The 12,732-nt window shown below is 64.0% G+C and carries 14 protein-coding genes; 7 read left to right on the top strand and 7 right to left on the bottom strand.

The features are described from left to right. Positions 1-4: 4 nt before the first annotated feature. Complete coding sequence (locus tag ACE4RL_RS01035; protein WP_375598699.1) at positions 5-1,138, top strand: MFS transporter; 1,134 nt, start codon at positions 5-7, stop codon at positions 1,136-1,138. On the opposite strand, the gene truB is transcribed toward ACE4RL_RS01035, so the two are convergent. The 4 genes from truB to ACE4RL_RS01015 form a co-directional block, all read right to left on the bottom strand. Beyond that, positions 1,128-2,042: a tRNA pseudouridine(55) synthase TruB gene (gene truB / locus ACE4RL_RS01030; RefSeq protein WP_375600206.1), complete on the bottom strand. Its 915-nt coding sequence runs from the start codon at positions 2,040-2,042 to the stop codon at positions 1,128-1,130. The two genes, ACE4RL_RS01035 and truB, sit on opposite strands and share 11 nt — an antisense overlap. After that, positions 2,039-2,452: a 30S ribosome-binding factor RbfA gene (gene rbfA / locus ACE4RL_RS01025; protein WP_375598698.1), complete on the bottom strand. Its 414-nt coding sequence runs from the start codon at positions 2,450-2,452 to the stop codon at positions 2,039-2,041. The genes truB and rbfA overlap by 4 nt, the downstream gene beginning before the upstream one ends. Positions 2,453-2,485: 33 nt before the next feature. Then, the gene (locus ACE4RL_RS01020) at positions 2,486-3,148 is read right to left on the bottom strand and encodes a hypothetical protein (protein ID WP_375598697.1); all 663 of its coding nucleotides are present in this window, start codon (positions 3,146-3,148) and stop codon (positions 2,486-2,488) included. A gap of 151 nt (positions 3,149-3,299) precedes the next feature. Then, positions 3,300-4,319: a 2-hydroxyacid dehydrogenase gene (locus ACE4RL_RS01015; protein WP_375598696.1), complete on the bottom strand. Its 1,020-nt coding sequence runs from the start codon at positions 4,317-4,319 to the stop codon at positions 3,300-3,302. A gap of 105 nt (positions 4,320-4,424) precedes the next feature. Here ACE4RL_RS01015 and ACE4RL_RS01010 point away from each other — a divergent pair, with 105 nt between their 5' ends. Continuing rightward, positions 4,425-4,979 carry an SH3 domain-containing protein gene (locus ACE4RL_RS01010; protein ID WP_375598695.1) on the top strand — a complete coding sequence of 185 codons (555 nt, stop codon included), beginning with the start codon at positions 4,425-4,427 and terminating at the stop codon, positions 4,977-4,979. Here ACE4RL_RS01010 and ACE4RL_RS01005 read toward each other — a convergent pair. Then, positions 4,955-5,773 carry a siderophore ferric iron reductase gene (locus ACE4RL_RS01005; RefSeq protein ID WP_375598694.1) on the bottom strand — a complete coding sequence of 273 codons (819 nt, stop codon included), beginning with the start codon at positions 5,771-5,773 and terminating at the stop codon, positions 4,955-4,957. The two genes, ACE4RL_RS01010 and ACE4RL_RS01005, sit on opposite strands and share 25 nt — an antisense overlap. A 184-nt stretch (positions 5,774-5,957) precedes the next feature. On the opposite strand from ACE4RL_RS01005, the gene ACE4RL_RS01000 reads away from it, so the two are divergent. From ACE4RL_RS01000 to ACE4RL_RS00990, 3 genes are all read left to right on the top strand, one after another. Then, a complete protein-coding gene (locus tag ACE4RL_RS01000; RefSeq protein ID WP_375598693.1) occupies positions 5,958-6,386 on the top strand; it encodes a TadE family protein in 429 nt (142 codons plus the stop codon). After that, positions 6,383-8,023: a TadG family pilus assembly protein gene (locus ACE4RL_RS00995; RefSeq protein ID WP_375598692.1), complete on the top strand. Its 1,641-nt coding sequence runs from the start codon at positions 6,383-6,385 to the stop codon at positions 8,021-8,023. The genes ACE4RL_RS01000 and ACE4RL_RS00995 overlap by 4 nt, the downstream gene beginning before the upstream one ends. A 208-nt stretch (positions 8,024-8,231) precedes the next feature. Next, entirely contained in the window at positions 8,232-9,356 is a 1,125-nt protein-coding gene (locus ACE4RL_RS00990) for a Gfo/Idh/MocA family protein (protein ID WP_375598691.1), read from the top strand. A gap of 36 nt (positions 9,357-9,392) precedes the next feature. Here ACE4RL_RS00990 and ACE4RL_RS00985 read toward each other — a convergent pair whose 3' ends face one another. After that, complete coding sequence (locus ACE4RL_RS00985) at positions 9,393-9,998, bottom strand: hypothetical protein (protein ID WP_375598690.1); 606 nt, start codon at positions 9,996-9,998, stop codon at positions 9,393-9,395. Between the two features lie 98 nt (positions 9,999-10,096). Between ACE4RL_RS00985 and ACE4RL_RS00980 the strand changes: the two genes are divergently transcribed. After that, positions 10,097-10,534 carry an Rrf2 family transcriptional regulator gene (locus ACE4RL_RS00980; protein ID WP_375598689.1) on the top strand — a complete coding sequence of 146 codons (438 nt, stop codon included), beginning with the start codon at positions 10,097-10,099 and terminating at the stop codon, positions 10,532-10,534. An 81-nt stretch (positions 10,535-10,615) separates the two neighbouring features. Next, a complete protein-coding gene (locus ACE4RL_RS00975; RefSeq protein ID WP_375598688.1) occupies positions 10,616-11,506 on the top strand; it encodes an NAD(P)/FAD-dependent oxidoreductase in 891 nt (296 codons plus the stop codon). A 104-nt stretch (positions 11,507-11,610) separates the two neighbouring features. Here ACE4RL_RS00975 and ACE4RL_RS00970 read toward each other — a convergent pair whose 3' ends face one another. After that, a complete protein-coding gene (locus tag ACE4RL_RS00970; RefSeq protein ID WP_375598687.1) occupies positions 11,611-12,648 on the bottom strand; it encodes an aldo/keto reductase in 1,038 nt (345 codons plus the stop codon). Between the last annotated feature and the right edge of the window lie 84 nt (positions 12,649-12,732).

Genomic DNA, 12,732 nt, shown 5'->3' with positions numbered 1-12,732 from the left:
CATAATGTTTTCCGCCCATTGGCGCATTATCGCGCTATTCTTCACCCACGCCCTGGCCGCCGGCGCCATCCACACGCGCATTCCGGACCTGCAGGAGCTGATCGGCCTCACCGAAGGCCAGCTCGGCCTGGTCCTGATCGGCCAGCCGCTGGGCGCGCTCTCGATGTTCCTGTTCTCCAGCGCCATCGTCGAACGCTTCGGGCCGCGCCGCATGATCCTGTGGCTACTGCCAATCGTGGTCATCACCGCTGCCCTCGCCACCGTGCTGCTCAACCCGATTGCCCTGTTCGTGCTGCTCGCGCTCAATGGCGTCGGCTTTTCGCTCACCAACATCGCCATGAATGTCGAGGCCGACCGGGTCGAGGCGGCCACCTCGGCGCGGGTGATGAATACCTGTCACGGCGCCTGGAGCATTGGCTTTCTGCTGACCTCATTGCTTGGTGCTACAATGCGCGGCCTGCATGTTGCCCCGGCCATGCATCTGTGGGCGCTGGCGCCGGTGCTGATCGGGCTGATTGTCTTTGTGGTTCTGCCCATGCCCAACATGCCGCCGCGCCCCCATACCGGCGGCGCGGTAAAAAAATTGGCCTGGCCGACCTGGGCCACCATGGGCCTGGTGGCCTTCGGGCTGGGCGCCGGGTTGACCGAAGGAGCATCGCGGGCCTGGTCGATCATCTATCTGCGCGATGCCTTCGATGTCGCGCCCTTCATCGAGTCGCTGGCCCTGCCGGCACTGCTCTTGTCCATGGCCGGCGGGCGGCTGGTCGCCGACCGCTTCATCGACCGCTACGGGCCGGTGCGCGTGGCGCGCAGCCTCTCGGCATTGGCCGTGCTGGGCATGCTGGCCATTGTTCTGGCTCCCAATGCCTATGCGGCCCTTGCCGGGTTCCTGGCGGTGGGGATAGGCATCTGTGTGCTGTTCCCGCTGATGCTGTCAGCGGCGGCGCGCCTGGGGGACCGTCCGGCCAGCCAGAACGTGGCGGCGACGACGCTGATCTTTCAATTGGTCAATCTGGGTGCGCCGGTTCTCATTGGCAGTGTCGCAGAGGGCTTTGGCGTGCGCATGGCCTTCGCCATGCTCATTCCACTGCTTGTGCTGACCGTCGCCATGGCGGGGCAGCTACGTCCTAAAGATTGAACACCCGGCCGGGTTTGAACTGGCCGAATTCCACATGCCCGGTCGCCAGCACCTTGCCCTTGAAGCTCACCCAGCACTCGTCCACCGACACCGGTGCATTGGCTCCGGTCAGCAGCACGGCATTGCCATGGCTCACCGCCTTGGCCTGCCCGGCATCGAGCCGGATTTCCTCGATGTCCTCAAGGCCGGCTGAAACCGGCAGCAGCAACCCATCGCGCGCCTCCCCGGCCTCGGCGGCTTCGAGTTCTTCGATGCTCACCGCGTCGTCATCGGTAAACGGACCAACCGCGGCGCGGTGCAGCCTGGTCACATGGCCCACCGTGCCCAGCGCCTCGGCAATGTCGCGCGCCAGCGCCCGCACATAGGTACCCTTGCCACAGGTGACCTCAAGAACGCTTTCCTCGGGGCTGTGCGACACCAGTTCGATCGCGTCGACATCGATGGGGCGTTCTGCCAGTTCCACCGTCTCGCCGGCCCGCGCCAAATCATAGGCGCGCTCGCCATCTACCTTGATGGCCGAAAAGGCCGGTGGCCGCTGCATGATGGTCCCGGTAAAGCGCGGCAGCACGGCCTCAAGCGCGCCCTGTTCGGGCCGCACATCGGAGGTGGCAACCACCTCGCCCTCGGTGTCATCAGTGGTGGTGGCTTTGCCCCAGCCAATGGTGAATCGATAAACCTTGATGCCGTCCTGCACCTGCGGCACCGCCTTGGTGGCCTCGCCCAGCGCAATGGGCAATATGCCGGTGGCCAGCGGGTCGAGCGTCCCGGCATGGCCCGCCTTGGCGGCGTTCAGCAGCCAGCGCACCTTGCCCACCGCCTGGGTGGAGGTGAAGTCATATGGCTTGTTGAGCACGACCCATCCGGAAATGGCGCGCTTTTTCGATTTTGGCTGGTTCAAACTCAGTCTTCTTGGCTGTCGTCGCTGTCGTCTTCGAGATCGCGCTTGACCCGGTCCGAGCGCAGCAGCGCATCGATCCGGCCAGCTTCTTCGAAGGTGTCATCCACAAAGAAGCGGATTTCCGGGGCGAATTTGAGGTCGATCAACGGGGCCACCCGGCCGCGGATAAATTTGCGGTGCCGGTTCAGCGCCGCCACGATTTCCTCGGCATGCGTGCCGCCCAGCGGCATCACATAGGCATTGGCGATCTTGAGGTCCGGCGTCATGCGCACTTCGGGCACGGTCACCACCGCACCCGAAAGGGCCTCGTCCTCGATTTCGCCTCGGGCAAACAGCGCCGCCAGGGCATGGCGCACCAGTTCCCCGACGCGCAGCATGCGCTGGCTCGGGCCAGCGGGCTTATGGTCTTTTTTCATGGGCAAGCGGCTTAGGCTCTCGCGCGGGCGCCGTCAATCCACAAGCGTCAGCGACACGTCCGACTTGAACTGGGCCATGCGCGCTTCCACGGTCTCGGCCGCCACCGGCCAGTTCTCCGGCGTGCTGGCGTCAAAGGCTCCGCCGCGCCATTCCTGGTACACCATGCCCAGCCCGGCTTCGGTCTCGTAAAAGCCCATCACCATGACCTCGCCCTGGCCGGCAAAGTCCGAAAAGGCATCGAGATAAGCGCCGCAGACATAGCCCAGCGGCGGCACATAATCGTCCTCGTCCGGCTCAAGCTGAAACAGCGCCACCGTGTCCGGATCGCAGGACTGGGCATAGACATTGACCACCAGCGAGCGGAACTGGGCCAGGTCAATGTCGGTCCGTGTATTGAGCCGCGCGCCATAAAGGGTCGACCAGAACGCCTCCCCTTCGCCCCGCTTGTAGATCGTCAGCTGCGCCTGTCCGGCATCCTCGAGAAACCGGGTCGAGACCTGCTCCGCAATGGTGTCGAGAGCCGTGGCATCCACCCAGTCGGGCGGTGGCAGCACCAGTCGCTGTCCCAGCGTTTCGAGAACCAATTGTCCGCTCTCATGGGAAAAGGGCAGCCTGGCGCCGCTCTGGGCCAGTGTCGCGGCGGGCGTCAGCAACAGACTGACCATCAGCAACGCCGCTATTTTCGTCCACGCCACGGGCTACTCCCTGACACCGCGTAAAACATCTGCCGCGGGCGTGCCCCCCGGGCCCCGACAGGCTGACGATTATGGGGCCTGCCGCTGTCGCGCAAGCGCATCGATTGCCCGGGTGTCAGATGGCGGCCCGATTGCGGAAATGCTGCAACAGTCAGCCCCGCGCGGCACGCGGCAACGGTCCATCCGGCAAAAGCCGGTGCGGTGGCTGATGACCATCCATGAAAGCGCGGATATTGACGATCACCGCCTCACCCATCTCGACCCGTGCCTCCACCGTGGCCGAGGCCATATGGGCGGTCAGCACCACCTTGTTCGCCTCGGCCAGGGCCAGTAGCCGCGGATTGATCCCGGGACGGTTCTCGAACACATCGAGCGCCGCCCCTGCCAGGTGTCCACTTTGCAACTGCTCGATCAGCGCCGTCTCGTCCAGCAGTTCAGGACGGCTCACATTGACCACATAGGCCCCGGGCCTCATCGCCGCCAGCCTGGAGGCGGAGAGAATATGGTGCGTGTCCCGGGTTAGGGGCGTGTGCAGGGAAACGATGTCCACCTGCGCCAGCATCGCGTCCAGATCGTCCCAGTAACGAGCCTCGAGCGGGTGCTCGATGGCGGGAGGGCGCCGATTGCGCGAATAATAATGGATGTTGAGCCCGAACGCGCGCGCCCGCTGCGCCACCGCCGTCCCGATGCGGCCCATGCCGACAATGCCCAGCGCCTTGCCGCGCAGCCGGTGGCCGAGCATCGAGGTGGGCGACCAGCCCGCCCAGGCGCGGTCGCGCAGCAGCATCTGCGTGCCCTCGACCAGCCGCCGCGGCAGCGCCAGCATCAGGGCCATGGCCATGTCCGCCGTGTCTTCGGTCAGCACCGATGGCGTATTGGTCACGGTCAGCCCCGCCGCCCAGGCAGCGTCAAGATCGATATTGTCCACCCCGTTGCCGAACTGCGCGATCAGCCGCACGCTTTGCGGTAGCTGGCTGATCAGCGCGGCATCGATCCGGTCGGTGATGGTGGAGACAAGCACATCCTTGCCCTCCAGCCCGGACAGGATGTCCGCGCCGCTCAGCGCCAGGTCGGCGTCATTGACATCGGTCTCAAACAGGGTTGCCATGCGGGCTTCAATGCTCGCAGGCAGCCGTCTGGTCACCAGTATCTTGGGTTTGCTCGCGCTCATGCGTTCCAGAAAAGAGCCGGCTTGCCACCGGTGCATACGTCGCCTTCAGCGACCATTAAGGATATGCAGCTAGTGATAGGGCAAATCCAACCCGTCTGCAAAGTGATGTTGTTCTTGCCAGCCGTGCCGGGCCTCGCCCGCACCTTCCTCGCACTTTTTCTGGCCCTGTGCGCCGGTGCGCTCGCCGTGCCTGCCACCCAGGCGCAGGACAATCCCAGCGGCCTGCCGCTGCCGCGCTTTGTTACGACACGGTCCCACCCCATCAATGTGCGCGTCGGTCCCGGGACCCGCTACGAAATCGCCTGGAACTACACGGTTTCTGGTGTGCCGGTCGAGATCATCCAGGAATTCGATACCTGGCGCAAAATCCGCGATGTCGAGGGCGACGAGGGCTGGGTGCATCAAAGCCTGCTCTCGGGCAATCGCGCCGGCTACGCCACCCCGATCATGGCCAATGGCGAAGTGCAGATGCGTGCGGGCAAGTCCGAGGACGCGGCCTTGCGCGCGCGCCTGGCGCCCGGTGTCCGGGTCTTGATCAGCGAATGCGACGGGGCCTGGTGCAATGTGTCAGCCGGCCAGCCTGGCGAACGCCAGGCCTATAGCGGCTGGGTGCAGCAGGCCGAACTCTGGGGCGTTTATGCCGACGAGGAATTCGACTGAGCCTGAACCTCGCGTTCGGCCATGATATTGGTGCGCTCGCGCGCGCGGCGCACATCATCATCGAGCTTGGGGCAGGAGGCGCAGTAGCGCTCGGGAAAGGCCAGATAGTCGAGGCAACAGCCCTTCCGGGCCATGATCGCGACCTGCTGCCCATCAGGCAGGTTGAGCGTTTCGAGGCCACCTTGCCCCTCCAGCCCCATCGCCGACAGCCATAGTTCGCAATAGCGGTATTGCCCTTCGAGGCTGATCTCGGGTCGGAAATGTCTGAGGCGCACCATCAGTCCCAATATCCGGTCGGCCAGCAACCGCTGCGCCGTCAGACGCTTGAGTTTGGTCAGGTCATTGATTTCGGCCAATACCATATCGCCCATGGCGCGCAGATCGCGCCCGGCCCTGGCGATCAACTCTTCGGTGTCGCCTTCAACTTGTGGCCCGGCGGCGAGGCGATAGCCATCGACATCCAGGTTTTGTCGTGACTGGGCCAATGTCGTGACCGCAGGCAGGGCACCATGCAGATGCACGGCGATGACCGAAAGATAGGCCGGCTGCCACATCAGATTGGTCCACAGCCGCACCGCGTAAAACGGCTGCCCGGCATCCGGATAGCTCACCGCCAGCCGTTCATAAAGACCCTCCAGGAACCCCCGATTGTCCTGGCCGATCTGGTGCCAACCGGGCAGGGGGCCGCCCGGCGCCCCCTTCAAAAACCCCGTCGCCGACGCGGCCAGAGCCAAAAAGCGCGTCAACGCAACATCATCGGCATTCAGGGCAAACAGGTAATTGCGGGCGCTCAAATCGGTCTTTCCAGCCGGAATTCCAAGGCTTCGTTTCCTCCTAACGGGTTCAACGGCTCGAGAAAAGCCTCCTGCATCTGTGGCATGTGCGCCCCGCAATTCTACCAATGCCGCGTTTTACCACTCTCACGCCGGTGCCGCGCCATCCTGCGGGCAGACCAGATCATTCGCCCGGGAGGCTCGAATGCGAAGGCCACATGGGCCCTTATGGACCGACCATTGCGGCACGGCCGCCATTGAATTTGCAGTACTGACGCCCGTGTTCCTGCTGCTCCTGACTGGCATGCTCGCCTATGGCATCTATTTCGGCGCCGCCCATTCCCTCCAGCAAATGGCCGCAGATGCTGCCCGGATCGCCATTGCCGGTCTCACCGAGGCCGAGCGCAATAGCCTCGTTGAAGCCTATATCGCACGGAATGCCCAGGCCTATGCGCTGATCGATCCGGCCCGGCTGAGCCACACCATTGGCGACAGCGTCGTCGATCCAAGCCAATATGTCGTCCGCCTCAGCTATGACGCGACCGATCTGCCGATCTGGAATCTCTATCCACCCCTGCCTTTGCCCGGCAAGACCATCGCTTACGGCGCCACCATCAGACGAGGTGGCCTGTGACCGGGCCCAAATTCCGCCGTGATGAGCGCGGCAATATCGCTGTGCTCTTCGCCTTTGGTTTCGCTGTTTCCGCCATGGTGTCGGCCGTGGCGGTGGACGCGGCCTCGCTCTACCATGAGCGCCGCGTCCTGCAGGCCGGGGTCGATCTGGCGGCCATCTCGGCGGCGCGGGATCCCTCAAGGGCCGCCGAGATCGCCCAATCCGTGCTGGCAGGGGCGCAGCTCCTTGCCCCGGCCGGCACGGATGGGCTCACTGTCGTCCCAGGCCACTACGACCCTACCCGGCCACAGATTGCCGACCGGTTCACGCCCGGAGCAATGCCCCACAATGCCGTGTCGGTGACCTTGAACCGCCCCGGAAAGCTCTACTTCGCCGCCAGCTTTGCCGCCGTGCCCACCCTGCAGGCATCCGGCATTGCAGCGGTCACCCCCGAAGTGTCCTTCTCGGTCGGATCGCGCCTCGCCCGCCTCAATGACGGCCTTGCCAATGCCATCCTCTCGCAATTGCTGGGGACGACGATGTCTCTGTCCGTTCTTGATTACACCGCGCTCGCTGCGGCGCGGGTCGATGCGCTGCAGTTCCTCGATGCACTGGCCCTGCGATTGGGGGTAACAGCCGGCAGCTATGAAAATCTTCTGACCGCTCGGGCCGGGGCGGGGGATCTCGCCGCCGCCCTGGCTGGCCTCACAACTGGCGCGGCCCAGGCGGCACTGCTGGCCCTGTCCACCGCCGGCAATGGCGCCGATGTCGATCTGAGCAAACTGTTCGATCTGGGCAGGCTGGGCGGGCTTGATATTGGCAGTGCCGGGACGGCTGACCTGTCCCTGTCCGCGCTCGAACTGCTCTCGGCAGCCGCGGTGCTCAGCGATGGCAATCATCAGGTCTCGCTCAATCTGGGCGCCGGAGTGCCGGGGCTGATATCGCTGCAACTCGATCTGGCTATTGGCGAGCCGCCCCAGGGCGGCAGCTGGTTTGCCCTCGGACCTCTGGGCACCATTGTCCGCACCGCCCAGACCCGTCTGCGGCTCAGGGCCGAACTGCTGGGCGGGCCGGCCCTGGGCAATGCCGGCGTCGTTCTGCCGCTTTGGCTTGATCTGGCACCCGCCGAGGCGCGCGCGGAAGCGGCGACCTGTCCCACCATGGGTGCGTCACACGGCAGCGCCACCATTGCCGTTCGTCCCGGCGCATTGCGCCTCAGCATTGGCGAAATGAGCGATGCCAGCCTGGGCGATTTCGCCGTACCCCCTTCGGCGGCGCCCGTGCGGCTGATCGACATTCTGCTGCTGCGCGTCACAGGCGCCGCCTCGGTCGAACTGGCCCAGACTAGTCCCATCCTGCTCGACTTTTCCTCGGCCGATATCGCCGCCGGAACCGCCAGGACCGCCAGTACCGAAACGCTGGTCGCCTCATTGACCGGCTCGCTGCTCGACCGCCTCCATCTGACCGTCAACACGCTTGGGCTGGGCCTGTCGCCGCCGCATTTGATCGACCTCGCCGTCCGCAATTTGCTCGCGCCAATGGCGCCCCTGCTCGATAGCACGATCAACGCCACCCTTTCCGCCCTGGGTCTGGACCTCGGTGAAGCCGATGTGCGCGTCTATGGCGTGCGCTGCGACCGCGCCGTGCTGGTGGGGTAGGCTTGCCCGTGGCCCAGCGCGGAAGAAATATCTCACAATTTCCCTGCCCCCCACTTCACGACACGGCCCGGTCCGGTCTAGGTTGATGCACGTACATCGGGACTGTTTCCGCGGTGCGCTTTTGCGGCTGCGAAACGCCGGCAATCAACTAAGGGAAGCAAGTGCAGCGTTACTTGGAAGCGGTGCCGTGCTTTGGAGGAGTGCGCAGATGAGCGCCAAGCGTCTCGGTATCGGCTTTATCGGTACCGGCAATATTTCTTCGGCCTATTTGAAGGCCATTCTGGGCAAGGACGGTTTGCCGGGCTTCGGCGTGCTCGACGTCAAGGCGCTGTCGGACATGCGGCCTGAAGCGGCCCAGGCCCGCGCCGACGAGTTCGGCCTCAAGGCCATGAGTGTCGACGACATGCTCGCCGATCCCGGCATCGATCTGGTGGTCAACCTGACCATTCCGCGGGCCCATGTCGATGTGGGGCTCAAATGCCTGGCCGCCGGCAAGCATGTCTATTCCGAAAAGCCGCTCGGCATCTCTTTTGCCGAGGGCCAGAAACTGCTCGATGCGGCGAGGGCCGCCGGCCTTCGCATAGGGTCGGCTCCCGATACCTTCCTGGGCGGCGCCCATCAGCAGGCGCGCGCCGTGGTCGATAGCGGTCTGCTGGGTCAGTTGATCGGTGGCACCGCCTTTATGCAATGCCCCGGACACGAAAGCTGGCATCCCGACCCGGCCTTCTATTACGACCTCGGCGGCGGCCCCATGTTCGATATGGGCCCCTATTACATCACCGATCTGGTCAATCTGCTTGGGCCGGTCGCAAAAGTTTCGGCCATGTCCTCGCGTTTGCGGACCGAGCGCACCATTACCTCCGAGCCCAAAAAGGGCCAGACCATGCCGGTGCATGTCGACACCCATGTCACCGGCGCGCTGGGCTTTGCCAATGGCGCCATCGTGCAGATCGCCATGAGTTTCGACGTTGCCGCCCATAAGCACGTTCCGCTCGAACTCTATGGCACCGAACAGACCCTGCTCGTGCCCGACCCCAATCATTTCGGGGGCGCGGTGGAGCTGCGCAAGCGCGGCCGCGATGAGAACTGGAACGAGGTCAAGATCGAGGCGCCCTATGCTGAGGGCAATTACCGCTCCCTCGGCGTTGCCGACATGGCCGCTGCCATTCTCGAGGACCGGCCGCACCGGGCCAATGGCGATCTGGCCCTGCATGTCCTGGAAGTGATGGAGGCCTTCGAGGCCGCCGCCCGCGATGGCCGCACTGTCGATATCAAGACCCCGGTCACACGCCCCGCTCCGCTTGCCGACAGTCTCAAGAACGGCGCACTCTAGAGCCAGCTGTCTCCCTCTCCCCAGGGGAGGGGGACATTACCAATACCAGCCCAGGTCCCCGGCGGCTTCGGCGTTGAAGTAGATCGTCACCAGCGCGTCATCGGCTGGGTCGGTTTCTCCGTCGATATAGTGCCGCTGCAACAGGGTCACCGTCTCTGCGGCCTTGTCCTGATGCTGGTAGAGATAGTCAAAGCAGTCATCGTCGTCCCCGACCGTGACGATGCCCTCGATTTCTTCCTTCAGCGCCGCCAGGGCGCGCCCCTCAATCGCGGTTCCATCGGCTCTCTCATAGCCGCGGACGGTGGGCACCCAGTCATTTCCTGTCTCGCAGATATAGCGATCCTGCCTGAACACGCCGCGGTCGACAAAGGAGATATCGACCTCCTCGCTCCAGGGATTGGAGATCTCGTAGGTGGCACCGGTCTCGGTCACCTCAAGATAAATGTCGGACCAGGCGCAGTTCCCCTCCTGCAGCCGGTAGCACCAGCGCTCGGAGCCCATCATCAGCGCGGCCACGTCGCCGATTGCCATCAGCTTGCCTGCCTTCATGCGGTCGATTACCGCCTGGCTCGCCGCATCCTGCGCCAGGGCGGGACCGACGAGACCAACCCACAAGATGATCAATGAAGCTATGAGGCGCATAGGGGGATCCTCCCGCGATCAGGCCTTCACTCTATGCCAGCAATGGTCGGAAAGATAAGCCCCTTGACAGCGGCTCTATATGTAACAATAAAAGTTACATGAAACGATCAAGCCGTCTCTCCATCGCTCTGCATGCCTTGGTGCACCTGCACGCCCAGCCGGACAAACAAATCAGCTCGGCCGCTTTGGCCACCTGCCTGATGACCAATCCGGTCGTGGTGCGCCGCATTCTGGGCGAACTGCGCGAGGCCGGCATTGTTGACGCCAGCAAGGGGCCCAATGGCGGCTGGACGCTCAGCCGTCCGGCCACCGAAATCACCTTGCGCGACGTCTATGCTGCCCTGGGCGAACGCCTGCTGCTGCGCACCGAGAGCGACCCAGGCGATGTCACCTGCGCCATTGTGCGTTCGGTTGATCGGGTCATGCACGATTTTCTCGATGATGCCGAGGCCCTGCTGGCCGCCCGATTGCAGCGGGTGCGCCTGAGCGACCTGGCAACCGACGCGCTTCAGGCGGGGTTTCTCCGCCTGAACTGATATTTTTCACCCCAGAGCGGGCTCAAGCGCTGCCGCGTCGTGGCAGCGGGTGGTTCTGCTCGTCCAAGAAAGGACTGAGATATGCAGGATGTAATCATCGTCGGCGGCAGCTTTGCCGGCCTCACCGCCGCCATGCAACTGGGCCGGGCCTGTCGCAAGGTCACCGTGCTCGACACCGGGCTCAATCGCAATCGCTATGCCGAGCACACTCACAATATCTTTGGCCATGACGGCACCCCGCCGGGCGAATTGCTCGCCGAAGCCCGCAAACAGGTTCAGGGCTATCCCATGGTGCAGATCGTCAGCGCCAAGGCCCAGCGCGTCACCGGGGAGCCCGAAGATTTCCGCATCACCACTGCCGATGGCGAAACCATATCTGGCCGCCGCCTGATCCTGAGCTATGGCATTGTCGATCAATTGCCCGACATTCCCGGCTTCGCGCAATGCTGGGGCAACACGGTCATCCACTGCCCGTTCTGCCACGGCTATGAAGTGGCCGGAAAGCGCTGGGGCCTGCTCTATTCCTCGCCCATGTCACTGCATGCTCCCGCGCTCTATGCCAACTGGACCGACGACATTACCCTGATCCTGGACGGCCACGACATCCCAGACGAGGAGCGGCACAAGCTCGAAAAGCGCGGCGTAACGCTTGAGGACGGCAAGCTCGCCAGCATCACCCATGACCAGGGACGGCTGGGCGGGATCACGCTCGAAGACGGCACCGAAATCGCCCTTGAAGCGCTTTACGCCCACCCGCGCAATCGCCCCTCGGCTGATCTGCATGCTCAGCTCGGTCTCGACATGAAGGACACCCCGACCGGCACCATGATTGCCGTGGGCGACATGCAGGCCACCTCCCGCCCCGGCATTTTCGCCGCCGGCGACCTCGTCACCGGCATGCATTCGGTGACGTTCGCCAACAACACCGGCTCCCTCGCCGCCATGGGCGCGCTGCACTCAATGATGGCGTAAAGCCTCTCCGGCGTGCCGCAGGGAATCACCTCACCCCCAATCCTTCCTCTTAGGGGGAATGAGGGTGGGGTGACGGAAGACCGCTTTGCCCTCGACCGAAACAGCTACCGCAGCCAGCCCTGCGGGCGCGGGTGCAGTTCCATCTGCCCGCCGGCCGTGGCTTCGTCGATCGCCGCAATTTCCTCGTCGGAAAGATCGAGGTTGTTGAGCACGCCCAGATTGTCCTTGAGCTGATCCAGCGTCCGCACCCCGATCAAGGCCGAGGTCATTTCCTTGCGCCTGAGCACCCAGCTCAGCGCCAGCTGCACCATGGTCTGGCCGCGCGCCTTGGCGATCTCGCCAACCTTGTCGACAGCCTCCAGTACGCGCGGTTCGATGTGGCTGGCGCGCAATGTGCTGTTGGGATTGTCGCCCCGCGTTCCGTCGGTATTGCCGCGATTATACTTGCCCGAAAGCACGCCCTGCGCCAGCGGCGAAAAAGCGATGATGCCAATGCCCAGCTCGCCGCAGGCATCGATGGTGTTGTCGTTCTCGATCCAGCGATTGATCATCGAATAGCTTGGCTGGTGAATGGTTGTCGCCACCCCCATTTCCTTGAGGATCCGATGCGCCTCGCGCGTCTGCTGCTCGGGATAGGATGAGATGCCGACATAAAGCGCCTTGCCCGATTTGACCGCATGGGCGAGCGCACCCATCGTCTCTTCCAGCGGCGTTTCCGGGTCGTAGCGATGCGAATAGAAGATATCGACATAGTCGAGCCCCATCCGGCGCAGCGACTGGTCGAGACTCGCCAGCAGATATTTGCGGCTTCCCCATTCGCCATAAGGCCCGGGCCACATATTGTAGCCTGCCTTGGTCGAAACGATCATCTCGTCACGATAGGGGCGGAAGTCGCGGGCCATCACCTGGCCGAACAATTCTTCCGAAGAGCCTGCCGGCGGCCCGTAATTATTGGCCAGGTCAAAATGGGTCACGCCTTGGTCGAAGGCATAGCCCAGGATTTCCATGGCGCTGGGATAGTCCCGCGTACCGCCGAAATTCTGCCATAGCCCCAGGCTCACCACCGGCAGCTTCAGCCCCGATTTGCCCGAGCGGCGGTATTGCATCGTGTCGTAGCGCGCGTTGTCCGCCCGATAGGTCATTGTCTCACTCCCGATTTTGTGGCTGCGGCCGCCCCGTGACGCCGGGCCCGGCCGGTGGTATGAGCGGCGCCATGAATGCGCCCG

This window comes from Devosia polycyclovorans (genome assembly GCF_042181575.1).
Classification (GTDB): Bacteria; Pseudomonadota; Alphaproteobacteria; order Rhizobiales; family Devosiaceae; genus Devosia; species Devosia polycyclovorans.
This window is presented reverse-complemented; position numbering and strand designations above follow the sequence as displayed.

Excerpts from the sequence above, each read along its gene's own strand:
- ACE4RL_RS00980 (WP_375598689.1), top strand. The coding sequence starts at position 10,097 with ATGAAACGATCAAGCCGTCTCTCCATCGCTCTGCATGCCTTGGTGCAC.
- ACE4RL_RS00975 (WP_375598688.1), top strand. The coding sequence starts at position 10,616 with ATGCAGGATGTAATCATCGTCGGCGGCAGCTTTGCCGGCCTCACCGCC.
- ACE4RL_RS00985 (WP_375598690.1), bottom strand. The coding sequence starts at position 9,998 with ATGCGCCTCATAGCTTCATTGATCATCTTGTGGGTTGGTCTCGTCGGT.
- ACE4RL_RS00990 (WP_375598691.1), top strand. The coding sequence starts at position 8,232 with ATGAGCGCCAAGCGTCTCGGTATCGGCTTTATCGGTACCGGCAATATT.
- ACE4RL_RS01000 (WP_375598693.1), top strand. The coding sequence starts at position 5,958 with ATGCGAAGGCCACATGGGCCCTTATGGACCGACCATTGCGGCACGGCC.
- ACE4RL_RS01035 (WP_375598699.1), top strand. The coding sequence starts at position 5 with ATGTTTTCCGCCCATTGGCGCATTATCGCGCTATTCTTCACCCACGCC.
- ACE4RL_RS00970 (WP_375598687.1), bottom strand. The coding sequence starts at position 12,648 with ATGACCTATCGGGCGGACAACGCGCGCTACGACACGATGCAATACCGC.
- ACE4RL_RS01015 (WP_375598696.1), bottom strand. The coding sequence starts at position 4,319 with ATGAGCGCGAGCAAACCCAAGATACTGGTGACCAGACGGCTGCCTGCG.
- ACE4RL_RS01010 (WP_375598695.1), top strand. The coding sequence starts at position 4,425 with ATGTTGTTCTTGCCAGCCGTGCCGGGCCTCGCCCGCACCTTCCTCGCA.
- rbfA (WP_375598698.1), bottom strand. The coding sequence starts at position 2,452 with ATGAAAAAAGACCATAAGCCCGCTGGCCCGAGCCAGCGCATGCTGCGC.